Here is a 26,364-nt window from a genome sequence, read left to right as displayed (position 1 = left end):
ATTCTGCGGTGAGGGTTGGGCCCACTCGCACAAGTCCGCCCGGTGCGCAGAGTCAACATGACAGACTAATAGTCAGCTAATATCGCAACGATTCACCGTGCTTTACCAGCTAACACCGTTGACAGTGTGATGCAGATCAATGTCTACTAGTCCTCAATAGAGGGGACTGCGGCATGAACAAAGACGACCTGATCCTGATCAGCGTGGACGACCACATCGCCGAGCCGGCGGACATGTTCGACGCGCATGTCCCCGCGAAGTACAAGGACCTCGCCCCCCGGGTGGTCAACGAGCCCGACGGCATCCAGCAGTGGTACTACGGGGAGGTCCGCGGACGGAACATGGGCCTGAATGCCGTCGCCGGCAAACCCCGCGAGATGTACAACATCGACGCCTCGCGCTACGACGAGATGCGGCCGGGGTGCTTCAACGTCGACGAGCGGGTCCGCGACATGAACGCCGGCGGCCAGTTGGCGGGTTTGAACTTCCCCAACTTCACCGGATTCTCCGGGCAGGTCCTCAACCAGGGCCCCGACCGCGGCGTCAACCTGGTGATGATCAAGGCCTACAACGACTGGCATGTCGACGAGTGGTGCGCGGCGTACCCGGGCCGGTTCATCCCGTGCGGCATGCTGCCGCTGTACGACGTCGCCGAAGCGGCCAAAGAGGTGAAACGGCTGGCGGACAAGGGTTGTCATGCGGTGACGTTCTCGGAAAACCCGGAAGCGTTGCAGATGCCCAGCATTCACACCAAGTACTGGTACCCACTGTTCGAGGCCGTCTGCGAGAACAAGACGGTGCTGTGCACCCACGTCGGCTCCGCATCGCGGTCTCCGCAGGTGTCGACGGACGCCCCGCCCAGCGTGCAGATGACGGCGTCGTCGATGATGAGCATGTTCACCTTTACCGAGCTGATCTGGGCCGAGTTCTGGGTCGACTTCCCGCAATTGAAGTTCTCCCTCACCGAGGGCGACGTCGGCTGGATACCGTACTTCCTCTGGCGCGCCGAGCACGTCTACAACCGCCACTCGGGCTGGACGCTGGCCAAGTTCCCGCCCGGCTACAGCGGACCCACCGACATATTCAAGCGGCACTTCTACACCTGCTTCATCAGCGACAAGGTCGGGGTGAAGAACATGGACTGGTTCAACGAGGACATGCTGTGCTGGGAGTCCGACTTCCCGCACTCCGACAGCAATTGGCCGTTCGCGCCGGAGGACGTTATCGAAACCATGGGCCATCTGGATGACGCCGTCATCAACAAGATCACCCACGAAAATGCCATGGCCGCATACTCGTTCGACCCGTTCCGGCACATCCCCAAGGAGCGGGCACGGGCCGGCCAGCTACGCGCTCAGGCCACCGACGTCGATGTGGTCACCCACGTCGGCCGCCAGGCCAGCCAGCGCGACCGTGACGCGTGGACGCGGATGACGCAGTTCGCGCTGCAAGCCCAGGTGACGGCCGAGGCCGGCGGCATCGCCGGGCGCGCCACCACGCTGGGCAACTGAGCGTGGCCTACCGGGCGCCGTTCGCGGACTGGCGTGTCTTGGAGTTGTCCAACGGGATCGCGGTGTCCTACTGCGCCAAGATGTTCGCCGACGCCGGCGCCGAAGTGGTGAAAGTCGAATCCCCGCAAGGCGATGTGGTGCGCGGCTGGTCTGCCTCTGGACCGGCCGGTGCGTTATTCGGCTACTTGGCGGCGGGCAAGAAGTCGGTGGTGAATCGCGACCGGGCCGAGGTGGCCGAACTACTGGCCGGTGCCGACATGGTGCTCACCGACCTGACGGGCGGTTGGACACTCGACGGGATCACGGCGTACACCGGCCCGTCGGCGGTAGTCGTCTCGGTGACGCCGTTCGGCACGACGGGTCCCTACGTCGACGACCGGGTGGTGGCCAACGAGTTCATCCTGCAGGCGTTATGCGGTTCGATCGCCGGTCGGGGCTGGCCGGACGGCGAGCCGGTGCAGGCGGGTGGCCGGCTCGGCGAGTGGCTGGCCGGCACGTTCGCCGCGGCGGTCGCGGCGGCGGCGGCTCGGCACGCGTATCGAACTGGCCGCGGCGAGGTCATCGACGTCTCGACCTACGAGGCGATGGTGATCGCGATGGGCGGCCTGTCCACCATGTCCGTCAGTGTGCTGGGTGCGGATTCCCTTCCGCACCAACGCAGTCTGGAACTCCCGTCCATCGTGCCCACCGCGGACGGCATGGTCGGGTTCTGCACCATCACCGCACAGCAGTTCCAGGACTTTCTGGTGATGATCGATCGTGCCGACCTGATCGACGACGCCGAGCTGGCATCGATGGCGGGCCGAATCGCGCGTCGCGACGAGTTCCTGGGCATGGTCACCCAGTGGACGGAAGCCCGCACCACAGATGAGATCGTCGACCTCGCCGAGGCGTTCCGAATTCCAGTGGCCCCCATCGCAAACCCCGCCGTGCTGCCGGAAATCGATCACTTCGTGCAACGCGGCGTCTTCGTCGAATCGGCTCAAGGGGTGTTGATGCCGCGCGTGCCGTATCGCAGCGACGTGCTGAACACCAGGGCGCCCGGCCGACCCCCGCTGCTGGGTGCCGACGACGGCCAAGTGCACTGGCCACCCCGACCGGAACGGGCCCTGGGCGCCGACGCACTTCCGTTGTCCGACATACGCGTAACCGATCTGACCGCGTTCTGGGCAGGGCCGGTCGCCACCCAGCTGCTGGGTGCGCTGGGCGCCGACGTGATCAAACTCGAGGGCGTCCGCCGGCCCGACGGCATGAGGTTCTCCGCCGGCCGTCCCCCCAGCTGGGATCAGTGGTGGGAGTGGGGCCCGGTGTTCTTGTGCAGCAACAACAACAAGCGCGACGTCAGCGTCGAACTCAGCACCGAAGCCGGACGGGTCATCGCACTAGAGCTCATCGCTGCAAGCGATCTCGTCATCGAGAACTTCTCACCGCGGGTGATGGAGAACTTCGGACTGGAATGGGACGCGGTCAGTTCCGCCAACCCGCGCGCGGTCATGGTTCGCATGCCCGCGTTCGGTCTCGACGGCCCCTGGCGCGACCGCGTCGGCTTCGCCCAGACGATGGAGCAGGCAACCGGGATGGCTTGGATGACTGGATATTCCGACGGTCCGCCGATCATTCCGCGCGGCGTGTGCGACCCGATAGCGGGGCTGCATGCCGCGTTCTCCGCCGTCGCGGCGCTGGTGGTTCGGGACCGGGACGGAATCGGTGTGCACGTCGAATCGACCATGGTGGAATCGGCGCTGAACGTGGCCGCCGAAATGCTGGTGGAGTACTCGCGCAACGGAATCGAGATGCGACGAGACGGGAATCGGGGCCCCGGCGCGTGTCCCCAAGGCGTGTACCGCTGTCGTGGTGATGACGAGTGGGTGGCGATCGCCGCCCCCCATGACACCGCCCGTGCCTGGTTGGCCGCTCTCATCGGCGAACCCGGGCTCGCGGCGGGCGACTGGCGAGATCGGGCCGACGAACTGGACAAGCTGATTTCGGACTGGGCTGTGCGGCGTTCGGTGCCCGAAGCGGTCGACGAGCTGCGTGCCGGCGGGGTAGCAGCGGCGCCGGTTGTGCTGCCCGCAGGGCTGCTGCGCGATCCACAACTGCTCGCCCGCGGCTTCTGGGAAACCATCGACCACCCCGTCGCGGGTTCGTTCCTGTGCACCGGGATGCCCTTCTCGTTCGTCGGGAAGCCACGGCGCTGGCTGCGCCGGGTGGCGCCGATGTACGGCCAGCACACCGACGAGGTGCTGATGGATGTGCTGGGACGCGGCGAACAGGACCTGATCGCGCTGCGCGCGGCGGGGGCCGTCAGCGATCGGCCGGCGGGCTTGTGACACAAGACCTCCCGGTCACGCTCTGCGTGCCGCCACGCGCCGGCGAGCTGTGCGCGCCGGTCCGCTTCTTGGTGCGCCAGGACTCCCTGGTGATGGAGCTGACAGCTCGACACCGGATCACCAGTGTCGAATGGGATGAGCGCCAACGTGCGGTGGCGATGGTCGTCGAGATCACCGACCCGAAAACGGCGCGCCCCGTGGATGTGCGGATCGACGTGGTCGATGCCGGTGCACCGCCTGGTGATTCGCGGACCAGGATGATCGGCGCCATCGTGCGTGACGGGCGACAGTACGACGTTTACGGCACCTATCTCGGTGTCGTCGCGGACGAGAACTGATTGGGAACGGGGTGACAGTGAGCGCGACAAAGCGCACCGCAGCGATCGTGGGAGTGCATAACACCCGGCAGGGTCGCCGTCTCGACGGCGAAACCTCGCGGGGCCTGGCGCTCAAGGCAATCCACGGCGCGCTCGCCGACGCCGGCCTGAGCCTCGAGGACGTGGACGGAATCAGCGCGGGCCCGCAATCCACCGCGCTGATCTACGACCTGCGCCTGGGCCCGGCGTGGAATGGGCTGGGCTTCGGGGTCGGCATGATCACCGAGGCGGCCACCGCGATCGAGCACGGCATGGCCGACGTGGTGGTGCTGGTCGCCGCGCAAGCGGGCGAATACCGCGATCACGAGGCCACCGCACCCTGGACCAGGCCCGAGAACGAATTCGTAGCGCCATGGGGAATGTTCACCACGGCGGAGTTCGCGCTTATCGCCCGGCGGCACATGCACGTGTACGGCACGACGCGCGAGCAGATGTCCGTCGTGGCGGCGACCATCCGCAACAACGGATCGCGAAACCCGGAAGCCGTTTACTACCAACGTGGTCCGTTCGCTCCGCCGGACATCACCGCGTCCCGGCCGGTCGCCGAACCCTTCCATCTGCTGGACTGCGCCACCACCTCGGAAGGTGGGTGTGCGCTGGTGGTCGCCAATCTGGACAAAGTGGATGTCGCGAGCCAGCCGATCTATATCTTGGGTAGCGGCGCGGACTTTCACGGCCCGTCGTATCAGCACCCGCCCGCGTGGGATCTGGTCGGCCGGCGCGGCGACCACGTGAACGGGGTGGTCGGCAGACACGCGGCCGACCGGGCGTTCGGCTTCGCCGGGGTGCGGCGTGACGAAGTGGACGTGCTGGAACTCTATGACCCGTTCTCGTTCGAGATCATCCGCCAGCTCGAGGCGTTCGGCTTCTGCGGTGAGGGCGAGGGTGGGCCGTTCGTCGCCGACGGTCATATCGCCATCGACGGCAGCCATCCGATCACCACGGACGGGGGAACCATGTCATTCAGCCACGCGGGCGCCAATCCGCAGATGATGCAACGCGCCATTCGCGCCGTCGAGCAAATACGCGGTGTGGCAGGCGAACTCCAGGTTCCCGACGTACACATCGCGCTGTGCAGCAACGGGGGAGCGGGAGCCTTGTTCACGACCGTGCTGATCCTGGGAGACGAACGGCGATGACTGATTTGCAGCCACAAACCGGTCCGGTGCCCCATGCCAGCAGTCACGTCAGCGCACCGTTCTGGCAGGGATGTCGAGACAGCGAGCTGCGCTACCAACGTTGCGAGGGGTGCGGCCAGTCGAACTTCCCGCCCACCGAGCATTGCCGCCAATGCCTTTCGGACGACCTGGTGTGGATGCAGAGCGGTGGCGTTGGCGAGATCTACAGCTGGACGGTGGTGCACCGGCCGGTGACGGCCGAGTTCGCACCGCCCTACGCCCCGGCGATCGTCACGCTGGACGAGGGCTATCAGATGCTGACCAACATCGTTGGTGTCGAGCCGGATTCGGTGCAGGTCGGAATGCGGGTGCAAGTGGAATTCCATGCGGTCGGTCCCGACGTGACCCTGCCGTACTTCACCGGGTCGGGGTAGCCGGCTGTGAGCCCCGCACGTACCACCAACGGCCTGCCGATAACCGCCTACCTCGTGCTGGGCGTGCTGGCGGCCAATGACGAGCAACTCACTGCCGGCGAGATCAAGATGCGCGCCGAACTGTCGGTCGGGCATTTCTATTGGTCGCCGTCGGTGAGCCATGTGCGGCGCGAACTCAACCGGCTGTTGGCACGGGGGATGGTCGGTGAGATCGGCGCCCAATCGGGCAAGCGTGCCATCACGCTGTATGAGACCACCGATGCCGGACTCGACGCGCTGCGCCGGTGGGTGCAGCACTTTCCCGGCCGAGAGCAGGTGGTCATCAAGCACCCCGTCATCCTCAAGACCTGGCTTGCCCGCGGCGACGATCCCGAGCGCGTCGTCGATACCTTGGACCGGCATCTCGAGGCGACCCGGGCGCGGCTGGACGAGGCACTGTGGTCGCGGCAGCGGTCCCGTGACCTCGGCATCACCGACGATCCGGACCAGCGGTTCTCCTTCGCCGTCCTCGACTATGCGATCCGCGGGCTATACGCGGAGATATCCAACATCCAGCAGCTGCGCGACGAAATCGCCAGCGGCACAGAGCGCGACCCCGTCAAGCGGGTGCGGCGACCCAAAGGGCAGATTCGCCGCCGCGCGCCCCGGGCTACGTCGGGCTAGCCGAGGTCATCGATCAGGGAATCGCCAAAAGCCAGGCGCGCCAAGGGTTCGAAATCGTCGCCGTCGTGGACGGAGAGTCCGCCGCAGACGTTCAACATCTGCCCGGTGATCCACGAGGCGTCCTCCGATGCCAGAAAGGCAACCGCCCGGGCAATGTCCTCCGGCGTGCCGGCTCGGCCCAGGTAGGTGCGCGAAACCTCGTTCTGCCGCATACCTTCCGGCAAGACTTGGCGGATCGTGTCGGTCATGACCAGGCCCGGCCGCACGCCGTTCACCCTGATGCCGAATCGCGCGAGTTCGCGCGCCGAGGCCGCAACCAGGCTGTCCACCGCGGCCTTCGTCACATTGTAGGTAGGCATGAACCGGTTGGCCCGCACCGCATCCACGCTCGATATCGCGACAATCGCCCTTAAGCACGCCCCCGAATCCGCCTGCTTCATCAACCTGGCGGAGTGCTTGATACACAGTGCCGTGCCAACGACGTTCACGTCGAACGGAATGTGCCAGTGGGCCTTCTCGAGAAGCTGCACGGGTCCTGGGAAGCCGGTGCCGGCGTTGGCGATGCAAACATCGAGCCGGCCCTCTTCGGCCGCGACATCGACGGCATGTCGCACGGTGTCCTCGTCGGTGACGTCGCACACGGCGGTGCGAACGGCGTCGCGTCCCGTCGACTGTCGCAGTTCGGTGGCCGCCGACGCGAGAACCTCGCCGTCCGGTCCGGCAATGGTCACGATTGCGCCGCGGGCGAGGAAGTGCTCGGCGCAGCCCTTGCCGATTCCTGTGCCGCCGCCGGTGACGAGGACTGTTCGCTCGCTGAAGTCGGTCATCTCACGCGCCTCCTCGGTGTCCGGGCGTGGTCTCTTGCACACCTTAGTACGCCGCCGACATGCGACGGGGCGAATTGCCGGCCGGCCCATAAAAGCGCGAAAAATAGTCAGTTACTGCATAATTCACGCGCCGCCGCCACGCACGGGCGAAGCCGCTCGATCGGCCCCACTCCGGACGCCGCCAAACTCCGCATCGGAATCTCCAGGCCGACGACGACGTCGGTGGGCACCGCGGCGAGGAGTTCGGCGAGCGGAAGCTCCCCGTCCCCGGGAGCCATCCGTTCGTACATCGCTTCTTCCATATAGGACTTCATGCGCGGCTTCAGCGTGGTGTCGCTGAGTTGGACATGGCCGATCACCTCCGGCCCGATTTCGCGTAGTTCGGCGGCGCCATACCCGGCGCGCACCCAGTGCATCGTGTCCACCGTCAGTCGAAGGTCGGGGCTGCCGACGTGTTCGATGGCGGCCAGCACCGTGGGCGGATCACCGATCGTCGCGCCTGGCGCCAGCTCGACCGTGGTCCCGATGCCGCGTTGGGCGGCAAGCTGCGTCAGCGTCGCCAGTTGATCGAAGGTGCGATTACGGTCACGGTCGAAACTGAGTGTGTTGATTCGGGCGGCACCGAGTTCGGCCATGACGTCGAGATCACGGGTTAGGTCGACCACGTCGGCACCGGGAACGATCACCAGACCCTCGCCGAGCGAGATGCTGACGCCGCGGTCACCCATCGCGGCGAGCAGTTCACGCCGGAGCTGAGCGTCGTCTCTGAGTGAGAATGACGGATAGCCGAGGGATTTCAGCGGTGACCCGATCAGCGCGGTGGAGACGTACCGGCAGCCCAGATCGGCCGCGAGGTGGACGAAGTCGACCGGCGGCAGCCCGAAGACGCTGATGAACTCGATGCCCAGATCACGCATGGGCTCGCCAACTATCCGCCCACCATCATCAGCCCGCCGTCGACCGCCAGCAGCTGCCCGGTGATGAAGCCCGAACCCGGTCCGGCCAGAAAGACCAGCATCGGCCCGACGTCGCGCACGGGGTCCCCCAAGGCGCCGCCGAGCGGAATCATCGTCTTGATCTGCTGGTCGATCAGGGCACTGGCATCCGGACCGAGGAAATCCCGCAATCGGTCAGCGCCGGGTGTCTGCACGGCCGGCGCCAGCGCGTTGACCGTGACATTGTCGGCGGCCCAGACGCGGGCAGCCGATCGCGTCCACGCCTGCACCGCACCCTTGGTCGCGGCGTAGACAGCCGAAATCGGGCTGCCCACAACGGCTTCCGAAGAGCCGAAGTTGATGATCCGGCCGCCCTTGGGATCTTGGTCTTTCATCACGGCATACGCGGCCTGATTGGTCAGGATGGTCGCTTTGACGTTGGTGTCCAGCAGGAACGAAATCTGGTCCGGGTCGATGTAGCCGGGCACCCCGGCCTGCCAGAGTCCCGCGGCGTTCACCAGGACGTCGAGCCCTCCGAGATCCTCGGCGGCCTGTTGCACCATTGCCGAGACGGCTTCAGCCTCGCGCACGTCGCACTGCAGCCAGGTCGCCACCAGGTCATCTGGCGGTGGTGTCTGGTGATATGTGGCGGCGACCCGCGCCCCCGCCTCGGTGAGAACTCGGACTGCGGCCGCACCGATGCCGGTCGCCGCGCCGGTCACCAGGATCCGGCGCCCTTGCAGTGCTGGAGTCACATCTGACATAGCGGAGACGCTATCTGCCGTCCGCGACCGTCTGTAAACCGGAAACAAATTCCTGAACAAAAGGACATGTGAAGGCACCGGGGTGGGTAACCTCTCGGCCATGCTGTTCGCGGCCTTGCGTGATATGCAATGGCGAAGGCGTCGCCTCGTGATTGCCATCATCAGTACCGGACTGATCTTCGCGATGACGCTCGTTCTGATCGGGCTTTCGAACGGCTTTCGGGTCGAGGCCCAGCGAAGCGTCGATTCGCTGGGAGTCGACACATTCGTGATCAAATCCGGCGCGGCCGGACCGTTCCTGGGCGCCACACCATTCGCCGAAGCCGAACTGGGCCTGATTCAAAATGCGACCGGCGCGGATGCGGTCCCCCTGGCCTGTGCGGCGTCGACGGTTGTGGAGGGCTCGTCGCGGCGAAACGTCACGGTGTTCGGGGCTCCCGGGGCTGGTCTGGGCATGCCGCACATGTCGGAGGGCCAGGCACCCTCGACGCCGGACGAGGTCGCCGTATCGAGCACCCTGGATCGGCACATTGGCGACCAGATTCGGGTCGGCGCGCGCGACTTGAAGGTCGTCGGCATCGTCCCTAATTCCACCGCGCTGGCCAAGACGCCGAACATCTTCCTGACCACCCGGGGCGTGCAGATCCTGTCCTTCAACGGCCAGCCGATCATCTCGTCGATCGCGATCAAGGGCACACCCCAGCACCTCCCGGGCGGTTATCAGACCGCCGACCGGGCCGCGGGCGTCACCGACCTGCTGCGTCCGGTGAAGGTCGCGTTTGGTTCGCTCACGATCGTGGCCGGGCTGATGTCCATCGTCGCGGTGCTGATCGTCGGGTCAGTGGTCTACCTCTCCGCACTCGAGCGCCTGCGTGACTTTGCGGTGTTCAAGGCGATCGGCGTGCCGACGCGGTCGATCCTGGCGGGGCTCGCGCTGCAGGCCGTCATCGTGGCGCTGCTCGCGGCGGTGCTGGGCGTCCTGTTTTCGTTGGTGCTTGGCCCGATGTTCCCGATGCTCGTCGTGATACCCATGTATGGCTATTTGGGGCTACCGCTGGCTGCGATTTTCATCGGGCTACTGGCCAGCGTCGCCGGATTCCGGCGCGCGGTGGCCGTCGATCCCGCGCTGGCATTTGGAGGTCCCTGACCCGTGAGCGATCTGAGCATCAAAGACCTCGTCGTCGAGTACTCCAGCGGTGGGTACGCGGTCCGGCCGATCAACGGCTTGAACCTCGATGTGCCGGCCGGGTCGCTGGTGATCCTGCTCGGGCCCAGTGGCTGCGGGAAGACGACGTTGCTGTCCTGCCTCGGCGGGATTTTGCGCCCCAAGTCAGGCGAGATCACCTTCGAAGACATCGACATCACGAAGCTTGAGGGCAACGGGCTGGCTGAGTACCGGCGCAACACGGTGGGCATTGTGTTCCAGGCATTCAACCTGGTGCCGAGCCTCACGGCGCTGGAGAACGTGATGGTTCCCCTGCGCGCGGCCGGGAAGTCGCGCGCCGAGGCACGCCAGCGCGCCGAGGAACTTTTGACGCGCGTCAACCTGGGCGAGCGGATGAAGCACAAGCCGGGCGACATGAGCGGCGGACAGCAGCAACGCGTCGCGGTTGCTCGCGCAATCGCGCTGGACCCGATGTTGATCCTCGCCGACGAACCCACCGCCCACCTGGACTTCATCCAGGTGGAGGAGGTGCTGCGGCTGATTCGCTCGCTTGCGGAGGGCGATCGTGTGGTGGTGGTCGCCACGCATGACAGCCGGATGCTTCCGTTGGCCGACCGTGTCATCGAGCTGACGCCGATTGCGGCGGCATCATCGGCGACCCGCCCGCCGGAAACGGTGCGCCTGAAGGCGGGCGAGGTGCTCTTCGAGCAATCCACGATGGGCGAGCTGATCTATCTGGTGTCCGAGGGTGAACTCGAGATCGTGCGTGAATTGGCCGACGGCGGTGAGGAATTGGTGAAGGTCGCCAAGCCCGGGGAGTACTTCGGCGAGATGGGCGTGCTGTTCCACATGCCGCGTTCGGCGACTGTTCGTGCCCGTACCGATTCGACCGTCATCGGCTACACGGCTCAGGCATTCCGTGAGCGGCTCGGCGTGGGTGGCATCAGCGAGCTGATCGAGCACCCCGAGCTTGACGAGGCCTGAAGCGGCCTAAAGGAGAGTCGCCTGCTGACTCAGGCTGAACAACACGTAGGCAACGCAGACCAGGAAGTTCAGCACCACCAGAATTAGGCCCGCGAACATCAGTGAGCGGGTGCCGCGGCGCCGCACGCGCTTGAACTTCGCGAGGCGCGCTTCGTGGTTGATCCGGGTCGCGATCAGCGCGAAATGGACGTCGGTCACCTCGTCATCGGTGACGGGCATGCCCGCCAGCATCTCCTGCAGGCGTTCGGGTGAGGTCCTGACGCCGACCCGCGCGAAGCACCGGCTCAGCCGTCGCGCCCGCCTGCGGCCAAGCAGCTGGCCTCGCACGTGTAGCTGACGGGAGAGCTGCCTTCGTTGGTCGCCCCAGGGGTTAGACGGGGTCGTCACAACGGGGATCTTAGTTCGCGACGCCTGCTTTCGGAGCGTTAAGCGCGAAATATATTGGCAGCGTGGGACTTCTCCGTGCCCGACGGCGGCGACCCGCTGCGCTCGGCTGCGCCGCCTCCTGCCGTTAGCCCCGCCATTGCCACGCTGGCGTGACGCTCGGCGCCCAGCGCCACGCTGGCGTGACGCTGGGCGAGCGCTTGCGGTCGCCGCTAGGCTAGGCGGGGACGGCGATCGTCGACAGCAGGTCGGCGAGCCGGTCCGGACGGTCCAGCATCGAGAAGGTCCGCGCGCCGTCGATCACCTCGAGACGGGCGTTGGGAATGATCCTGGCCAGCCGTTTGCCGTCGCCGAGCTCGAAGAACGTGTCGTCCGCCGACCATGCGATCAGCGCAGGCTTGTCGAATTCGGGCAGCCGGGCCGCCACACCGGTGGTGACCTCGGTGCGCAGGGACAGCGTGAACTGGCGCAGGTCTTCGGCGATCGCGGGATTGGAGAGCCCCGGACGCACCCAGGCCTCGGTGAGGTCGTCGATGTTGGTGTACGCCAGTCCGTCGTAGGCGCGCTTGCGGGCGGCCGGTACGCGCACGGCCTGGGCAGCGGTCCGGAACAGCGTCTTGGACTTGGCCGCCAGGATCAGCGGCTTGAGGATCGGCGGTGGAAAGTGTTCGAACGCATCGCAACTCGTCAGCACCAGCGCGCCGATCCGCTCGGGGTGATGCACGGCGACGAGTTGGGTGACCACCCCGCCGGTGTCGTTGCCGACCAACACCACGTCGTCGAGGTCGAGCGCGGCAATTGTGTCGGCGACGATCTTGGCGACGCCGGTAATGGTTCGGTCGGCACCGGGGCGCAGTGGTTCCGGATGCGCGCCGAGCGGCCAGGTGGGGGCGATGCAGCGCAGGCCCTGACCCGCGAGGCGCTGGGCGACCTGGCGCCACAGCTCGCCGCCCATCATGTATCCGTGCACGAACACGACAGGCCTGCCGTTGTCGGGTCCGGTTGCTTCGTAGTGGATGGTTCCGGCACTAATGTCGATCGTCGACATGAAATGACTCCTATTTTCTGAGATACATTTACAAACAGACTGTCTGTTCGTAAGTTACCAACAGGTTGTATGGAAATCAAGAGACGCACTCAGGAGGAGCGCTCCGCGGCGACCCGCGACGCGCTGCTCTCGGCTGCCCGCAAACTGTGGGGACAGCGGGGTTACGCGGAGGTGGGCACTCCGGAGATCGCCAAGGAGGCGGGAGTCACCCGGGGGGCGATGTACCACCAGTTCGCCGACAAGGCCGCGTTGTTCCGCGGTGTCGTCGAGGCGGTCGAGCAGGACGTGATGGCCCGGATGGCCACCATCGTGGCGTCCTCGGGAGCAACGACACCCGCGGACGCCATCCGGGCCGCGGTCGACGCCTGGCTTGATGTCTCGGGCGATCCCGAGGTACGTCAGCTGATCTTGCTGGATGCCCCCGCCGTGCTCGGCTGGGCGGGCTTCCGCGACGTCGCGCAGCGCTACAGCCTGGGCATGACCGAACAGCTACTGAGCGAGGCCATCCGCGCGGGCCAACTGGCTGAGCAGCCGGTGCGACCGTTGGCCACCGTGATGATCGGCGCGCTCGACGAGGCGGCCATGGCGATCGCCACCGCCGACGATCCCGTGCGCGCCCGCAAGGAGATCGGGTTTGTGCTGCGCCGGCTCATCGACGGGGTGCTGGGGTAGGCCGAGCAGACGCAAAAGCACCCGACGCGCCGCGCGTGCGGGTGCTTTTGCGTCTGCTCGCCAGTCCTCAGGTGCCCCGGCAGGTGAGCGATGCCCGCACTATCACGCTGTCGGAGTTCAGCAGGTTGGTCTCCACGTCGCCATAGAAGTAGTGCTGGTCGGGGCTCCAGTTGCTGGTCTCGACGGCAGTGGCCCAAACCGGGGAATGTCCGATGGCCGCGGCACCGCCGTCCCTGTCGAAGTTGCTGAGGCGCTGCGGATTTGAACCATCGGAGTCCATGGTCCACCAGTCGGTGCCCCGTGACGGGTTGCCGGCGTTGGACATCCACAGGACCTCGCCGTCAGGGGTATAGCGGGGATGCTCGTTGTAGCTGTCGCCCCGGGTCAGGCGAGTGGTTGCGCCGGAGGCAAGGTCAAGGCGGTAGATCTGATTCTTCCAGAAATTGTGCGTTTCGAAGTCGCTGGCGAACACCAAAGACACTGAATCCGTTGAGAAGCCGCCGGTCTCGTTGAACGCATCGCCCGGTGGCGAGACGGTGCGAATTCCGGAGATCGACGGTGTGCCGTCTTGCGCGACGCTGAAGTCGGCGACCTTGATCACCCAGAATCCGGCGAAGCGATCCGGATTGAGGACCTTTCCCGACGCGATGCGTTCGGTCCATTCGAGCAGTCGGCCGTCGGGCGAGAATTCCGGAATGATCGTGCCGTGGTCTTTGTCGGTGGGAACGTCGGTGAGCTGCCATGCACGAGAGCCGTCGGCGGTGGCGACCCACAGGTCTGAATAGCTACCCCATCCGGGGGTAGCGACCACCGAATCGCCTGGGTGCGTGGGCTTTTCGGCGACAAAGGCGATGAATTGGCCGGACGGGCTCCACACGGGTGATCCCGTGGTGTGTTGCGGGAATCCCGTGGACCCTACGCCGAGCTGCTGCCGGTTCGTGCCATCCGGCTTAGCCGTGTAAATGTGGTAGCGGCCGTCAGTCCCCTTGGCGTTGAACGCGATCAGATCGTGTGCCTTGGACCAGGCGGCCCCGAAAGCGGTCTGTTGGAACACTTGATACGTGATCGGCGGGCCACAGCCGGTGTGTCCGAGCGGGTTTCCGGGCGCCGACTGGGGATCCGGGTGCCGCGTTCCGGCGCACGAAGTGCAGAGGATGATGGTGAGCACTGCGCATGCACCGACGGCGCGCACGGTAAACCGCGCCACCGCGCACCTACTCCGCCGCGGCCGCGCCCTTGACCAGGCGACCGTCCCTGATGATGACGGTGAAAGCCTCGTCGGGCCGGGCGAGAAGCGAAATATCGGCGACCGGGTTGCCGTCGACGAGAATCAGGTCGGCCAGGGCCCCTTCGGCCACCACACCCAGGCGTCCCGGATACGGATTGCGCGGTCCGGACATTGCCAGCAGCTCCGCGTTGCGAATGGTCGCCTGTTGCAGCGCCTCGGCCGGCGTGTACCAGCGGGTGAGCTTGCCGAGCTGAGCGCCCTGTCGGCTGGCCAGCTTGGCGTCGAACAGGGTATCTGTCCCGAACGCGACCTTGACCCGGTGCTTGATCGCAAACTCGTATGCGGTGTCGGTGCCCGCGGTCATCTGACGGAATTTCTCCTGGTTGGCCGGGGGCAGCGGTACCGCGTCCGCGTCGTTCAGGAATGGCTGCAGGCACCACCAGATGTCCCGCTCGGCCAGCATCGCGGCGGTCGCCTCGTCGGCCAGGTGACCGTGTTCGATGCAGCGGACGCCGGCGTCGACGGCGGTGCGGATCGCGCGCGGCGTGTAGGCGTGCACCGTGACATAGGTGCCCCAGTTCTCCGCGGACTCGACCGCCGCGCGCATTTCGGCCTCGGTGTACTGCGCGACATCGAGCGGGTCGTAGGGCGAAGCGCAGCCCCCGCCGGCCATCAGCTTGACCTGCGACGCGCCCCGCCGCAGCATCTCGCGAGCGCCGCGGAGTACCTCGGCTTCGCCGTCGGCGATCACCGCGGCGCCGATGATCTCGCTGTAGCTCAGGTGCCCGGCCACGCCACGGGGAACTTCGTTGGGCAGCCGGAAGTCGCCGTGCCCGCCGGTCTGTGAGATGAAGCCGCCCGCCGGGAAGATGCGGGGACCCGGGATGGCGCCCTCGTCGATGGCTTGCTTGATACCGAACACCGGACCGCCGAGATCGCGGACCGTGGTGAAGCCGCGCAGCAACGTTTCGCGCGCGCTGACAATTGCTCGGGCGACCACGTAGCCGATCTCGCTGAGCTGCGCGACGGCTGCCGGGATGGTGGTGAACATCGCGTGCCAGTGTGCGTCGATCAGTCCCGGTATCAGGGTCTTTCCGGTTCCGTCGATCGTCGGGCCGGCGGCCCCCGAAGGCTCGGCCGGTACGACCGACGCCACCAGCCCGTCGCGGACGGTGACGTCCATCGGACCGATGACCTTGGCATCGACGCTGTCGAAGACACTGACATTCGAGATCCGCAGTTCCGGAGTTTCCAACGTTGGCTCCTCCCGGCTCTTCGGCGACCGTGCCACCACTTTAGTGGCGCATAGTCGCGGGAGGTGGCTCGGCAGGGCTCAGAACGTCAATGGTGGTGCTGCGCGAAGAACTGCCAGATGGTATCGGTGGCGTTCAGTGCCGTCGACGGTGGCGGGACACCGAACCGTTCGGCGATCGGACTGGGCTCGCCGCCGGGCCATTGGTGGCCCGCCCCCGCCACCGAGATCAACTCCACCGTTCGCCCGTCCGCGCATCCGGCGGTCTCGGTGGTCACGTCCCCGGCGGTGGTCGAGTTGGGTGGTCCGCATGCGTCGATGGAACGCCAGGTGGCATTGACCGACGGCACCGAAGGGCCGTCGACGCGCGGATTTCCGTTGAACGCGAACGCTTTTCCGGGCCCGCCGTTGTAGGGCACCCGGTCGTCGGCGGTGCCGTGGATTTGGAGCACCGACGTCGGCCGGGCCTGCGAGCAGTCGGTCAACAGCGTGCCCGCGACGGGCGCTATCGCGGCGAACATGTCGGTCTGACAGCCCAGTCGAAGCGCCATCATCGCCCCGTTGGACATACCGGTGACATAGACGCGCCCGGGATCGATCGGGATCTCCTGCTCGATCGCCGAGACCATGGCGGTGAGGAATCCGACGTCGTCGACGTTGCTGCGCTGAGGTTCACCACAGCACGAACCGGCGTTCCAGGCGCGCATGATGCCGTCGGGGTAGGCAACCAGGAAATGGCCACCATCAGCCTCGGCGTCCCAGTGATAGGCACGCTCAGCCTGTGCGCCATTGCCAAACCCGCCGTGCAGCATGACCACGAGTGGTACCGGCCCGTTCAATCCCTGCGGTCGGTAGAGATTGAAGGTTCTGCTGGCACCGCCCGACTCGATGGTCTGGGTGGATTGTCCGACCGGGATCGACTTGGCCTCGGGCGTCCCCACCGCGTGACCACCGCCCAGACATCCGCCGACCAAAAGCACCACAGCTAGGACGAGGCACACGTTGAGTGCGCGAACGCATCCAGATCGCATGACCCCATCGTGGCAGCCAACCCAATATTTGACAAGTAGCTTGTCAATCTGGCCAAGATGGCACACTCTTGGCCATGCAACGTGTTGCGGATGCCAAGTGGGAGCCAACGGTTCCGGCCCTGGTGCAATTGGTGGCGGCATCGGGTGCCCCCCGCCTGAGAGCGGCGTTCGCCGAAGCCGGACTCGACGGGATCCGCCCGGCGCAATCGGTTGCGCTGGTACCGCTGGTGGCCGGCGGGTTGCATGCCTCTGATCTGGCCGACCGGCTTCGGGTGAGTCGTCAGGCGGTCGCCCAGGCGATAGCGGCGCTGGAACGCCACGACTACGTCACTCGAGTGCCCGATCCCGACGACGCCCGCGCTCGCATCATCGAGCTGACGCCCCGCGGCCGCCACGCCCTGCGCGTAATGCGTTCCAATGCGCTCAATTCGGAGAAGCGCTGGCTCGAAGTCCTAGGGGAGCGCCGACTGGGGGAACTGCGCAAGACCCTTACGATGCTGTTATCCGCGGAGTCGTCGGAATCCGACGCTCAGTGAGCGGACGCCTGCGCGTTCGGCGACTGCACGCCTAGCAGGGTGGCGAGCACGGGGCGACCGGGCTGATCGGGGAGGCCCAGGGCGCGGGCGACCGTAACCGGGACGAGTTGCGGGTCGGCGATGGGTGCCAGGTCGACATAGCAGGTCCCGTCGGCGAACAACGTCGTCAGCCGTGTGGCAACGTGCACCGCCAGCCGGGCTTTCCCCACGCCGCCTGCGCCGCTCAGGGTTACCAGGCGACTGGTGGTCAGCAGCCGTTGCAGGTCGGACGTTTCCGCCGTGCGCCCGACGAAACTTGTCGGCGATACCGGGAGGCGCGGTACGGCCCCAGTGTCCGTCGGCGAGATCTGTTTCACGCCCAGCCGAATCTGGTTGCCGTTAAGGAGTTTTCAGGAATACGTCGTTGAGGGTGACGGTGCGCAGATTGCGAGCGCGGATGACGTCGACCAGTTGCGGATAGACGTGGGTAACCGGCTTGTGATTGAGATGTCCGATCACGATCGCCTGAGGGGTGAAGTACTGGTTGGCCATCTTCACGATGTATTCCTCGGTGATCAACGTGGAATCCGACAGCGAACCAGACCACAGGACAGGGACGGTGTAACCCGCATCGGCGGCCACCGCGTCGACGGCGGCGTTGTGCCTTGCATACGGCGGGCGCCAATACGGTTTCGCGCCGACGCCGTAGGTCTTCCTCAGAAAATCGTCGTTGCGGGTGAGTTGTTGCGCCATTTGGGTCTTCGTCTGCGTCGTCATATCCGGATGCGACCAGGTGTGGTTGCCGAGTTGGATCTGGCCGGAATCCACCAGCGGCCGCAGCAACGCGGCGTTCTCGGTCCAGGAGTCGTACACGCCGTTGACGAAGAACGTCAGTCGCACGCCGGTGTCCTTGGCGAACTGGATGTAGGCACGCACGACGTCGCTGCTGACGCCGTCGTCGACGGTCAGCGCAAGCAGGTCACCTTGGCCGGGCAGCTTCATGAGCGACCCGCCGCCGGGCAGTCGAACGCGAGCAGCCGACGAAGGGGGCGGCAACACGCTTCCCGCCGGGACCGCGGTGGCGGCGACCGGCGCGGGCCCGACTGCGGCCGCACCCGGTGCGGCCACGTCCGCGGGCGCCTGGGCGAATGTTCGAGGTTGCGGGTCGACTACTAGACGAGCCGCGCCCACGCCGGCGACTGTGGCCGCGGCGAGCGCCCCGAGGAAACGACGCCGGTTCAGATCCGTCCCGGCACCGTTCCCGTGGGAGTGTTTGCCGCGCGCCGACCGGTCGGCAGACCTCCGCGAGGAATGCCGGCCCGGTTGATACGACGCAGCCACAGCAGCGAACCGTACCACTGCCAGGCGCAATATGTCGGATCCCTGCCGGGAGGTCCGCTGTGGATTCCCTCTGAAAATCGAGGTCACCGGCCTTTTCCGGGCCGGGCCGCGCGGGTGCCGTTGCGGACGTCGCGGCAGGTGTGCTTTACCTGGAGTCGGCGTCGTGGCGAAGGCTACGGTATCTGAAGGCATCTGAAGGCATTTGAAGGCCGTTTGAAGGCCTACGAGGAGTCACAACGGACGGCAGGTGCAGCCATGCTCGAGCAGTTCGAAATGTCCTTCCCGGTCGTTGCTGCCCCGATGTCCGGCGGCCCGACCACGCCGGCGATGGTGTGCGCGGCGACCCGGGCCGGCGGGCTGGGCATGCTCGCGGCCGGCTACAAAACCACCGAAGCCGTAGCAGCCGAGATCAAGCAGGTGCGTGCCGAGGGCGTCCCGTTCGGAATTAATCTCTTCGCGCCGAACCCGCTGCCCGTCGACCCCGACAGCTACCGCACCTACGCGGCGATCATTCAACGCGAAGCCGACCAGTTCGGTCTGACCCTGCCACCGGACCCCATCGAGGACGACGACCGCTTCGACGCGAAGATCGAGCTGCTGCTCGAGGATCCGGTGCCGATCGTGTCTTTCACGTTCGGCATTCCGCCGGGCAACGTCATCGCCGCGCTGCAGAAGGCCGACAGCCTGGTGATGCAGACAGTGACGACGCCAGATCAGGCCGCCCAAGCCTGCGCCGCCGGTGTCGACCTGCTGGCGGTGCAGGCGTCGACGGCGGGAGGTCACTCCGGCACCCTCACGCCGCGCGAACCGGTGGCTTCGACGCCGATCGCCGACCTGATCCGCAACGTCCTTGAGGTGGTCGACGTTCCCGTCGTGGCGGCCGGGGGCCTGGCCACCCGGGGGGCGGTCGCGGAGGTGATCGGTGCGGGCGCTACCGCGGCGATGGTCGGCACCGTCTTGCTGCGCGCCGCCGAGAGCGGCGCCTCGGCCACCCACCAGGCCGCGTTGACCGATCCGCGGCGCACCGAGACCGTGCTGACCCGAGCCTTCACCGGCCGACCGGCGCGCGGTTTACGCAACGCTTTCATCGACGCCCACGAAGCGCAGGCACCGCTGGGCTATCCGGCAATCCACTACCTCACCACCTCGCTGCGCAAAGCGGCGGCCGCGGCCGGGAAGCCCGATTTCGTCCACCTGTGGGCAGGCACCGGTTACCGGCACGCCACCGCCGAACCCACTGCCGACATCCTGCAAAGACTCGCCTCAGGTCTCTGAGGACGGCGCCGCGAGTTGCGGGTAGTGCTCACTCAGGTCGCTCAAGTACCGCGGTGACTCCTGCACAGCGACGTCGAGAAAGGAACGCAGCGTTGGTGATTGGTTCGAGGTGCGCCATACCAGCGCCAGCGGCCGGTGGGGAAGCGGCCCGTGTAACGGGATGAATCGCACACCCTTTCGACTGAGGTTGATGAACGACGTTGGTAGCAGCGCTATTCCGGCTGCAGACGCCACGAGAGCGAGAACGGTCTGGAGGCGCGAAACTTCGTCAACGATCGGTGGCTCGATGTCGTGCATACGAAACAGCTCGACAACGTCGGCGTAGGTGGTGGCCGCCGCGGCGCGCGTCCACATGATGATGGGTTGACCCGCCAACAGCGACGGCGCGATCCGGTCCTGCCCGGCGAATGCGTGGTCTTCGCACACGACCGCGGCAAGCGGGTCGTCGATGAGGGTCTGGACGCTCAGCGACCGATCGTCGACAGGCCCGCGCAGGAAGCCGACGTCGAGGCGGTGTTCGACCAATTGGGCAACCTGCTCGGCGCTGCCCAGCTCGGTGAGCTCGAGTTTGACGTCGGGGTAGTCCCGGCGGTGCGCACGCATGACATACGACAGCACGCCGTCCACCGCGGCCTGCAGGGCGCCGATATGAAGGTGCCCCAGATGGCCGGTCGCGGCCCTGCGCGCGGCGGCGAAGGCCCGTTCGCCGTGCGTGAGCGCGAGCCGTGCCTCCTCGTATAGCGCGGTGCCCGCGTCGGTGAGTTCGATCGGGCGCCGGGACCGATCGATGAGGTCCACTCCCAGTTGGCGTTCCAGCTTTTGAATCTGCTGACTCAGCGGCGGCTGGGCGATGTGGAGCCGCTCGGCGGCACGGCCGAAGTGTCGTTCCTCGGCGACGGCGACGAAGTAGCGCAGCAAGCGCAGCTCCGGATCGTTCATATCTTCAAAATATAATAGGTGTCCGAATATGTCTTGGACAGTGAACATATCACCAACATACTGTTGCTCTAGCGGACAAACGTAGGAGGCAACCCAATGACCGTGATGACCCCAGCCATGACCGACGAACACGATCTCGTCGAGCACTACTTCGACCAGCCCTGGAGTGACGGACTGCCGGTGGTTCCGCCGACACCGGAGCGCGTGGCCGCGGTGCTGGACGTACTCGGCGGACACCCCAAGGAACTCGTGGCGCGCATTCCGCCGCGCTGGGGCAGCCTGACCCGCGAACTTCTGGCCGTCAACATGGTGATGGCCGGCTGTAAGCCCGAATACGCCCCGGTCGTGCAGGCGGCCATCCTCGCCCTGACCGACGCGCGGTTCAACCTCAACGGCATTCAGGCGACCACCCATGTGGTCTCACCGCTGATCGTCGTCAACGGGCCGATCGCCCGCGAGATCGGGATGAACGCCGGCGGCAACGTGTTCGGCTCGGGCAACCGCGCCAACGCCACCATCGGCCGGGCGGTTCGGCTGATCCTGCTCAGCGTCGGTGGTGGCATTCCCGGCGAGCTCGACAAGAGCACCCTGGGCCACCCCGGTAAGTACACGTTCTGCATCGCCGAGAACGAGGAGGCCAGTCCGTGGGCGCCTTATCACGTCGAGCACGGATACACACCCGAAGACAGCACCGTCCTGGTGATCGGGGCCGAAGCTCCGCACAGCGTCACCAACCACATATCCGATGACCCGCAAGGGATTCTGGACTCCATCGCCTCGGCGATGAGCACCGTCGCGCACAACAACGCGGTGCTCGGCGGCTCCTGCACGGTCGTCATCGGCGTGGAACACGCGCGCACCATCGCTTCGTTCGGTTGGAACCGCGACGACGTGCGCCGCTACCTGTGGCTCAACGGCACCAACGACTGGGAAGACGTGAGCTACGGCAATCGCTACGCACCGCCCGGAGGGCAGACCTACAACCGCAATCTGCCGAAATGGTATCCGCGCGAGGCGGGCCGGCGCGTCCCGATCGTGTTCACTCCCGACGACATCCACCTGTTCGTCGCCGGTGGGGCAGCCGGCCGGTTCTCGGCGTTCCTCCCGGGGTGGAGCACCGCGACGACGCCGGTGCTGCGTGCTTTGAAAGACCGCGAAGACGGTGTTGCCGCCGGAACCATTGGTCGCGAGCTCGAATGTTCCGACGGGGCCTGCCGGCTCTGAAGTATCGAAAACCTAACTCACCGAAGGAAATCCAATGATCAACTATGTGTATGACCCGTGCGGCGTGGTCGAGGTGGAGACAATCCCGATGGCTCCGCGGGCGGGCAACGCGCTCAGCCTGCGACTGGGCGTGCTGAGCAACACCAAATGGAACGCCGCGAAGTTGTTGCGCGCCACGGTTCGCGAGTTGGCCGATCACGGGCTCACGTTCGCCTTGGTCACTTACTACGACAAGCACCACTTCTCCTCGGACGCGAGTCCCGAGTTGATCAGCCAGATCGCGGCCGAAAACGACATCGCGATCACCGCTATCGGTGACTGCGGCTCATGCTGCTCGGCGTGCGTGAACGACGCGGTGCGCCTGGAAGAGGCCGGACTGCCGACTGTGGTCATCGTGACAACGGAATTCGAGCACGAAGCGCGTTTGCAGCGAGAGTCGCGCGGAATGGCCGGCCTGGAACCCGCGGTCGCCACGCATCCGATCAGCAGCCTGACCCTCGAACAGCTCGACGGCCGCGCCGCAGAGATCGCACCGCAAGCCCGCCGGATCTGGCAGGGCGACGCCCACGCCACAAACGGAAGCGTGGTCGAGGCGGCCGTCAGGTGACGAAACATCCAGCACCACTGCCGCTTTCGTCGCTGCTCGTCGCCGACTTTTCCCGGGTGCTCGCCGGACCATACTGCACGATGACCCTTGGTGACCTGGGGGCCGAGGTCGTCAAGATCGAGCGACCCAGCGGCGACGAGACCAGGGCCTTCGGGCCTCCGTTCGTCGACGACGAAAGCGCCTACTACCTGGGTGTCAATCGCAACAAGCGCAGCATTGTGCTCGACCTGCACGACGCTGAGGACCTGCGGGTGGCCAGGGCGCTCGCCGAGCGCGCCGACGTGGTTTTGCAGAACTTCCGGCCCGGCGTCATGGCGCGGTTCGGCTTGGACGAGCCCACGATTCGCCGGGCCAACCCCGGGGTGGTGTACTGCAGCATCTCGGCGTTCGGCACCGCCGCAGGTCACGAACTGGCCGGATATGACCTGCTGGTCCAGGCGCTCGGCGGGTTGATGAGCATCACCGGACCCGACGTCGACAACCCGACCAAAGTCGGGGTGGCCGTGGTCGACGTGTTGGCGGGCCTGTTCGCCACGGTCGGCATCTTGGCGGCCCTACGCGAGCGTGACCGGTCCGGGCAGGGCCAGCACGTCGAGATCAACCTGATGTCCGCGCTGCTGTCCGCCCTGGCCAATCAATCCGCCAGTTATGTTCTGACCGACCAGATTCCACGTGCGATGGGAAACGGCCACGCCAGCATCGCCCCCTACGACACGTATCCGACCGGCGACGGGACGCTTGTGTTGGCGGTGGGCAACGACAAGCAGTTCGCCCAATTGTGCGACGCCCTCGGCATTTCCGGCCTGGCGCAGGATGACCGGTTCCGCACCAACGAACTGCGGGTGCGCAACCGGGCGCCGTTGCGTGAGCAGCTGGAACGTGCTTTGGCCTCCAACTCGGCCGCCTATTGGTCGAAGGCCCTGCCGGCGCTGGGAGTTCCGGCCGGTGCGGTCAACAACATTGCCGAGGCTTTCGCCCTCGCCGAAGAGCTTGGCCTGCAACCGATCCGGACCACCGAGGACGGCGACATCCGATTCGGTGCCCAGGTAGCCAGCCCGATCAATCTGTCGACCACGCCGGTCAGCTACCGGACCAGGGCCCCGCTGCTGGGCGAACACAGCGCCGAAATACGCAGCTGGCTCACCCGACGTCGTTGGCTCCCAAAGAAATATCAGGCGCTTTCCGAGCTGGCGGGGTAAGAAGCTGCGGCAATCTCGATTATCTCCGCGCGATCTGCCGGCAAGATGTATCCCGATTCGATCGCCGTGTCGAGGGACTTGGTGAAGCGGTCCAGGTAGTCGGCGCGCCCACCGGGGTAGAGCCGGCCCAGGGTGGCGGTGTCGAATAGTTCGCCGGAGCCGAAGATGGCCGCCATGATGCTCTCGACGCCTCCGGTCCCGGATGTGCGGGCAACCGGAACGTCCACCCACGGGCTCCGGATACCGCCCTGCGCCAGTCCCTCGGCATCCAGAATCGGCTGGGGCGGATCGGTTTCGGTCAGCTCGATCGTTGCGCCACTGGGTGCCGGTTCGCCCGTCCGGACCCAGTGGCAGAGCGCGGACAACGCCGCTTGCAGAACATAGTGGTGCTGCGGGGCGAAGTTGATGCAGTGTTCCAGTTGCTGGCCCATCAACATGTTGGTCGGCGCGTATGCCGCCACAATGTCGCTGATTGGCGCAGAACCGCTGTCGATCGGCGCCACCTGGATGGTGTAGTTGTCGGCATGCGCGGTCCCGGCGATCTCCCAGACCCGCAATCGGTCGTTATCAGGCTGCCGCGCAAGGTAATAGCCCGATCGAATGCCACCGAAAAGGTCGGTTTCGGTGATGATCGTCATCAGCGGCACGCGCAGGTCGGTCCGAAACCTGGCGGCCGCGGGCCCGCCGTTCTGCGACTCGTCGAATATGGAGACGCCGTCCAGAGGTGCGGCGGCCGCGAATCTGGAATGCACCAGGAAACCGTCGTAGACCTGGGCGAGCGGGTCGACGGCGTTGATGTAGGTCGTCAGGAACAGAGCCGACTGTGACTCGCCGAGGGCGACCACGTGCTCGGGGCGAAGCTCACCCAGGATGTCGTTGCGCTCCCGGATGAGCCGGCCGATCTGAGAAAAGATGTCGTAGCAGAAGGCGTCGCCGGGGTGGTTCAGCGACGCATACCGCGTCGGATCCTGACTCTTCAGCGACATGTCGATGCCCATCAGGTTGGCGCCGCCCCCAACGCCCACTTGCTGCGTCGACACGGCGACGTACGCGTAGCCGGCGCGCACCATTTCGCGATGCGCCATGAACCAGAAAGCCGGGGCGTCGATGCCGCCACTGACGTTGAGCCACTCGACGAGCACGGTGCCGTTGAAGTGCGCCCGATCCGTGGGGGTGAGCACGACGATCCGAGTGGTGTAATCGGCGGTGCCGGATGGTGCCACACTCCAGTGGCCGTCTGGTCCCAGCTCCGCTTCAGGCGCGTAGCACGATGCCGCTCCGGACACGAAGAACTCGTCGGCAACATAGCCGATTGCGCCGATGTCGAAGGCACCGAGCAGCAGAGCAGGCTTTCCGGGTACGGGTGTGACGACCAGACTATCCATTACAGCATCCCGTCAACTTGTAAAGGCGACACAGATACTTCTACACGGCTGCCGCGCTAAAGGCCATGATTGGGCCAGCTCGGCTTGAGGTTTCCGGCCTTGAACGACGCCGCGCCGTGGGAGTGCTTGTCGTGGCGCATGAACATCGAGATGCACATCTCCGCCTCGATACGTAGCCGTTCTTCCAGGGTGTGGCCGACGTGGCGTAACACGCATTCCTTGTCGGAGCGGATCGCGCCCTGGGGCAACTGGGCGATCTCGTGCGCGAGTGCCACCGCGCGGTCGAGCGCCGCGCCGCGCGGGACCACCTCGTTTACCAGCCCGATGCGCTGGGCTTCGTGGACGTCGATCCGCCGGCCGGTGATGATGAGTTCCATTGCCTTGGCGAACCCGACGATCAGGGGCAGCCGCACCGTCAGCCCGTCACCGCCGACGATGTTCCAGCGCCGCTCGAGCGCGCCGAATTCGGCGTTCTCCGCGGCGATTCGGATGTCGGCAAGCATCGCGTTCTCGAGGCCGGCGGCGAAGGCATAGCCGTTCACCGCCGCGATGATCGGCTTGAAGATATCCACACGACGGGTGTAGCCGCAGACACCGGGCAGGTTGTAGAGGTCTTTGCGGTACTGATCGAAGTCGCCCGGTTCCGTCCACTCCGCGGCATCCTGCAGATCCCATCCCGCGCAGAAAGTCGTCTCGCCGGCCCCGGTGATCACCAGCACGAACGCGCTGTCGTCATCGCGGAAGCGCTCAAAGGCCTCGTGCAGTTCGGAGTTCATCCTGCGGCTGATGGCGTTGTGCTGGTCGGGGCGATTGTAGGTGAGTACGACTACATGCTCCTGCTGCTCGTACGTGAGGGTTTCGTAGCTCATTCGATCTCCTAGGTGCGGCGGAAGGCGCTGTACATGAGTTGCTGGAAAGCGTCGTCGAATCGGCGGTAGGTGCTGCGCAGTCGGTGCGCCGGCCAGTTGTGCGGGACAAGCTCGACGGGTAGCTGCGGGTCGAGCTGAAGATGCCGGACGACGACGACCGAAACCGCGAACTCATGGGCCAGACGTTCGGCTGAGTGGTCACGCTTGTCCTGCAGGGCAACGAGTTCGACGTCCATTGCCTCGATGAGTTCGCTGGCGTCCTCGGCCCAGTCATCCAGCGAAAACAA

At 66.0% G+C, this 26,364-nt stretch carries 28 protein-coding genes; 14 read left to right on the top strand and 14 right to left on the bottom strand.

Annotated elements, in window-relative coordinates:
• Window positions 1–173 precede the first annotated feature (173 nt).
• From VML93_RS08395 to VML93_RS08370, 6 genes are read left to right on the top strand one after another with little or no spacing between them, the layout of a single operon-like run.
• The gene (locus VML93_RS08395) at window positions 174–1,511 is read left to right on the top strand and encodes an amidohydrolase family protein (RefSeq protein ID WP_325609558.1); all 1,338 of its coding nucleotides are present in this window, start codon (window positions 174–176) and stop codon (window positions 1,509–1,511) included.
• Window positions 1,512–1,513: 2 nt separating this feature from the next.
• Window positions 1,514–3,841 (top strand): CoA transferase, encoded by a 2,328-nt coding sequence (locus VML93_RS08390; protein ID WP_325609556.1) that lies wholly within the window; start codon window positions 1,514–1,516, stop codon window positions 3,839–3,841.
• Window positions 3,838–4,179, top strand: a complete 342-nt coding sequence (locus VML93_RS08385; RefSeq protein WP_325609554.1) for a hypothetical protein — start codon at window positions 3,838–3,840, stop codon at window positions 4,177–4,179. The genes VML93_RS08390 and VML93_RS08385 overlap by 4 nt, the downstream gene beginning before the upstream one ends.
• Before the next feature lie 17 nt (window positions 4,180–4,196).
• Complete coding sequence (locus VML93_RS08380; RefSeq protein ID WP_325609552.1) at window positions 4,197–5,357, top strand: thiolase family protein; 1,161 nt, start codon at window positions 4,197–4,199, stop codon at window positions 5,355–5,357.
• Complete coding sequence (locus VML93_RS08375; RefSeq protein ID WP_325609550.1) at window positions 5,354–5,770, top strand: Zn-ribbon domain-containing OB-fold protein; 417 nt, start codon at window positions 5,354–5,356, stop codon at window positions 5,768–5,770. The genes VML93_RS08380 and VML93_RS08375 overlap by 4 nt, the downstream gene beginning before the upstream one ends.
• A gap of 6 nt (window positions 5,771–5,776) precedes the next feature.
• Window positions 5,777–6,433, top strand: coding sequence for a MarR family transcriptional regulator (locus VML93_RS08370; RefSeq protein WP_325609548.1), 657 nt, complete (start codon window positions 5,777–5,779; stop codon window positions 6,431–6,433).
• On the opposite strand, the gene VML93_RS08365 is transcribed toward VML93_RS08370, so the two are convergent.
• The 3 genes from VML93_RS08365 to VML93_RS08355 form a co-directional block, all read right to left on the bottom strand.
• The gene (locus VML93_RS08365) at window positions 6,430–7,260 is read right to left on the bottom strand and encodes an SDR family oxidoreductase (protein ID WP_325609547.1); all 831 of its coding nucleotides are present in this window, start codon (window positions 7,258–7,260) and stop codon (window positions 6,430–6,432) included. The genes VML93_RS08370 and VML93_RS08365 overlap by 4 nt on opposite strands.
• Window positions 7,261–7,367: 107 nt before the next feature.
• The gene (locus VML93_RS08360) at window positions 7,368–8,177 is read right to left on the bottom strand and encodes a sugar phosphate isomerase/epimerase family protein (protein ID WP_325609545.1); all 810 of its coding nucleotides are present in this window, start codon (window positions 8,175–8,177) and stop codon (window positions 7,368–7,370) included.
• An 11-nt stretch (window positions 8,178–8,188) separates the two neighbouring features.
• Window positions 8,189–8,950 (bottom strand): SDR family NAD(P)-dependent oxidoreductase, encoded by a 762-nt coding sequence (locus VML93_RS08355; protein WP_325609602.1) that lies wholly within the window; start codon window positions 8,948–8,950, stop codon window positions 8,189–8,191.
• Window positions 8,951–9,059: 109 nt separating this feature from the next.
• On the opposite strand from VML93_RS08355, the gene VML93_RS08350 reads away from it, so the two are divergent.
• Both VML93_RS08350 and VML93_RS08345 read left to right on the top strand, forming a co-directional pair.
• Complete coding sequence (locus VML93_RS08350; RefSeq protein WP_325609544.1) at window positions 9,060–10,106, top strand: ABC transporter permease; 1,047 nt, start codon at window positions 9,060–9,062, stop codon at window positions 10,104–10,106.
• 3 nt (window positions 10,107–10,109) lie between these two features.
• Window positions 10,110–11,108 carry an ATP-binding cassette domain-containing protein gene (locus VML93_RS08345; RefSeq protein ID WP_325609542.1) on the top strand — a complete coding sequence of 333 codons (999 nt, stop codon included), beginning with the start codon at window positions 10,110–10,112 and terminating at the stop codon, window positions 11,106–11,108.
• Window positions 11,109–11,114: 6 nt separating this feature from the next.
• Here VML93_RS08345 and VML93_RS08340 read toward each other — a convergent pair whose 3' ends face one another.
• Both VML93_RS08340 and VML93_RS08335 read right to left on the bottom strand, forming a co-directional pair.
• Window positions 11,115–11,495: a hypothetical protein gene (locus VML93_RS08340; protein WP_325609540.1), complete on the bottom strand. Its 381-nt coding sequence runs from the start codon at window positions 11,493–11,495 to the stop codon at window positions 11,115–11,117.
• Between the two features lie 214 nt (window positions 11,496–11,709).
• A complete protein-coding gene (locus VML93_RS08335; RefSeq protein WP_325609538.1) occupies window positions 11,710–12,540 on the bottom strand; it encodes an alpha/beta hydrolase in 831 nt (276 codons plus the stop codon).
• A 69-nt stretch (window positions 12,541–12,609) separates the two neighbouring features.
• Here VML93_RS08335 and VML93_RS08330 point away from each other — a divergent pair, with 69 nt between their 5' ends.
• Complete coding sequence (locus VML93_RS08330; RefSeq protein ID WP_325609536.1) at window positions 12,610–13,212, top strand: TetR/AcrR family transcriptional regulator; 603 nt, start codon at window positions 12,610–12,612, stop codon at window positions 13,210–13,212.
• Between the two features lie 67 nt (window positions 13,213–13,279).
• Here VML93_RS08330 and VML93_RS08325 read toward each other — a convergent pair whose 3' ends face one another.
• The 3 genes from VML93_RS08325 to VML93_RS08315 form a co-directional block, all read right to left on the bottom strand.
• On the bottom strand, window positions 13,280–14,419 hold the full coding sequence (locus tag VML93_RS08325) for a hypothetical protein (protein ID WP_325609534.1): 1,140 nt from the start codon (window positions 14,417–14,419) through the stop codon (window positions 13,280–13,282).
• A 7-nt stretch (window positions 14,420–14,426) separates the two neighbouring features.
• Window positions 14,427–15,695: an amidohydrolase family protein gene (locus VML93_RS08320; RefSeq protein ID WP_325609531.1), complete on the bottom strand. Its 1,269-nt coding sequence runs from the start codon at window positions 15,693–15,695 to the stop codon at window positions 14,427–14,429.
• Between the two features lie 86 nt (window positions 15,696–15,781).
• On the bottom strand, window positions 15,782–16,723 hold the full coding sequence (locus VML93_RS08315) for an alpha/beta hydrolase family esterase (protein ID WP_325609529.1): 942 nt from the start codon (window positions 16,721–16,723) through the stop codon (window positions 15,782–15,784).
• A gap of 74 nt (window positions 16,724–16,797) precedes the next feature.
• Here VML93_RS08315 and VML93_RS08310 point away from each other — a divergent pair, with 74 nt between their 5' ends.
• The gene (locus VML93_RS08310) at window positions 16,798–17,259 is read left to right on the top strand and encodes a MarR family winged helix-turn-helix transcriptional regulator (RefSeq protein WP_325609527.1); all 462 of its coding nucleotides are present in this window, start codon (window positions 16,798–16,800) and stop codon (window positions 17,257–17,259) included.
• Here the strand turns inward: VML93_RS08310 and VML93_RS08305 are convergent.
• Window positions 17,253–17,615 (bottom strand): hypothetical protein, encoded by a 363-nt coding sequence (locus VML93_RS08305; RefSeq protein ID WP_414686306.1) that lies wholly within the window; start codon window positions 17,613–17,615, stop codon window positions 17,253–17,255. The two genes, VML93_RS08310 and VML93_RS08305, sit on opposite strands and share 7 nt — an antisense overlap.
• 22 nt (window positions 17,616–17,637) lie before the next feature.
• Complete coding sequence (locus VML93_RS08300; RefSeq protein ID WP_325609600.1) at window positions 17,638–18,480, bottom strand: polysaccharide deacetylase family protein; 843 nt, start codon at window positions 18,478–18,480, stop codon at window positions 17,638–17,640.
• 354 nt (window positions 18,481–18,834) lie between these two features.
• Between VML93_RS08300 and VML93_RS08295 the strand changes: the two genes are divergently transcribed.
• Entirely contained in the window at window positions 18,835–19,854 is a 1,020-nt protein-coding gene (locus VML93_RS08295; RefSeq protein WP_325609525.1) for an NAD(P)H-dependent flavin oxidoreductase, read from the top strand.
• Here VML93_RS08295 and VML93_RS08290 read toward each other — a convergent pair.
• Window positions 19,843–20,793, bottom strand: coding sequence for a LysR family transcriptional regulator (locus tag VML93_RS08290; RefSeq protein ID WP_325609523.1), 951 nt, complete (start codon window positions 20,791–20,793; stop codon window positions 19,843–19,845). The genes VML93_RS08295 and VML93_RS08290 overlap by 12 nt on opposite strands.
• 96 nt (window positions 20,794–20,889) lie before the next feature.
• Between VML93_RS08290 and VML93_RS08285 the strand changes: the two genes are divergently transcribed.
• Genes VML93_RS08285 through VML93_RS08275 form a run of 3 tightly spaced genes read left to right on the top strand, consistent with a single transcriptional unit; the run spans window position 20,890 to window position 23,823 of the window.
• A complete protein-coding gene (locus VML93_RS08285) occupies window positions 20,890–22,017 on the top strand; it encodes a hypothetical protein (RefSeq protein WP_325609521.1) in 1,128 nt (375 codons plus the stop codon).
• Between the two features lie 34 nt (window positions 22,018–22,051).
• Window positions 22,052–22,624 carry a UGSC family (seleno)protein gene (locus VML93_RS08280; RefSeq protein ID WP_325609519.1) on the top strand — a complete coding sequence of 191 codons (573 nt, stop codon included), beginning with the start codon at window positions 22,052–22,054 and terminating at the stop codon, window positions 22,622–22,624.
• On the top strand, window positions 22,621–23,823 hold the full coding sequence (locus tag VML93_RS08275) for a CoA transferase (RefSeq protein WP_325609517.1): 1,203 nt from the start codon (window positions 22,621–22,623) through the stop codon (window positions 23,821–23,823). Before VML93_RS08280 ends, VML93_RS08275 begins: the two co-directional genes overlap by 4 nt.
• On the opposite strand, the gene VML93_RS08270 is transcribed toward VML93_RS08275, so the two are convergent.
• From VML93_RS08270 to VML93_RS08260, 3 genes are all read right to left on the bottom strand, one after another.
• Window positions 23,796–25,208: an alpha/beta hydrolase domain-containing protein gene (locus VML93_RS08270; RefSeq protein ID WP_325609516.1), complete on the bottom strand. Its 1,413-nt coding sequence runs from the start codon at window positions 25,206–25,208 to the stop codon at window positions 23,796–23,798. The genes VML93_RS08275 and VML93_RS08270 overlap by 28 nt on opposite strands.
• Window positions 25,209–25,264: 56 nt before the next feature.
• Window positions 25,265–26,077, bottom strand: a complete 813-nt coding sequence (locus tag VML93_RS08265) for an enoyl-CoA hydratase/isomerase family protein (protein WP_325609514.1) — start codon at window positions 26,075–26,077, stop codon at window positions 25,265–25,267.
• 8 nt (window positions 26,078–26,085) lie between these two features.
• The coding region (locus VML93_RS08260) for a PaaX family transcriptional regulator C-terminal domain-containing protein (protein WP_325609512.1) at window positions 26,086–26,364 on the bottom strand (279 nt) is incomplete at its 5' end.

This window comes from Mycobacterium sp. (genome assembly GCF_035499775.1).
Lineage (GTDB): Bacteria > Actinomycetota > Actinomycetes > Mycobacteriales > Mycobacteriaceae > Mycobacterium.
The sequence above is the reverse complement of the archived record's forward strand: the minus strand, read 5'-3'. Positions and strand labels throughout refer to the sequence as shown.

Coding starts and splice junctions, on each gene's coding strand:
- VML93_RS08395 (WP_325609558.1), top strand. CDS start 174: ATGAACAAAGACGACCTGATCCTGATCAGCGTGGACGACCACATCGCC.
- VML93_RS08375 (WP_325609550.1), top strand. CDS start 5,354: ATGACTGATTTGCAGCCACAAACCGGTCCGGTGCCCCATGCCAGCAGT.
- VML93_RS08365 (WP_325609547.1), bottom strand. CDS start 7,260: ATGACCGACTTCAGCGAGCGAACAGTCCTCGTCACCGGCGGCGGCACA.
- VML93_RS08360 (WP_325609545.1), bottom strand. CDS start 8,177: ATGCGTGATCTGGGCATCGAGTTCATCAGCGTCTTCGGGCTGCCGCCG.
- VML93_RS08350 (WP_325609544.1), top strand. CDS start 9,060: ATGCTGTTCGCGGCCTTGCGTGATATGCAATGGCGAAGGCGTCGCCTC.
- VML93_RS08335 (WP_325609538.1), bottom strand. CDS start 12,540: ATGTCGACGATCGACATTAGTGCCGGAACCATCCACTACGAAGCAACC.
- VML93_RS08330 (WP_325609536.1), top strand. CDS start 12,610: ATGGAAATCAAGAGACGCACTCAGGAGGAGCGCTCCGCGGCGACCCGC.
- VML93_RS08315 (WP_325609529.1), bottom strand. CDS start 16,723: ATGCGATCTGGATGCGTTCGCGCACTCAACGTGTGCCTCGTCCTAGCT.
- VML93_RS08310 (WP_325609527.1), top strand. CDS start 16,798: ATGCAACGTGTTGCGGATGCCAAGTGGGAGCCAACGGTTCCGGCCCTG.
- VML93_RS08295 (WP_325609525.1), top strand. CDS start 18,835: ATGCTCGAGCAGTTCGAAATGTCCTTCCCGGTCGTTGCTGCCCCGATG.
- VML93_RS08290 (WP_325609523.1), bottom strand. CDS start 20,793: ATGAACGATCCGGAGCTGCGCTTGCTGCGCTACTTCGTCGCCGTCGCC.
- VML93_RS08285 (WP_325609521.1), top strand. CDS start 20,890: ATGACCGTGATGACCCCAGCCATGACCGACGAACACGATCTCGTCGAG.
- VML93_RS08280 (WP_325609519.1), top strand. CDS start 22,052: ATGATCAACTATGTGTATGACCCGTGCGGCGTGGTCGAGGTGGAGACA.
- VML93_RS08270 (WP_325609516.1), bottom strand. CDS start 25,208: ATGGATAGTCTGGTCGTCACACCCGTACCCGGAAAGCCTGCTCTGCTG.
- VML93_RS08265 (WP_325609514.1), bottom strand. CDS start 26,077: ATGAGCTACGAAACCCTCACGTACGAGCAGCAGGAGCATGTAGTCGTA.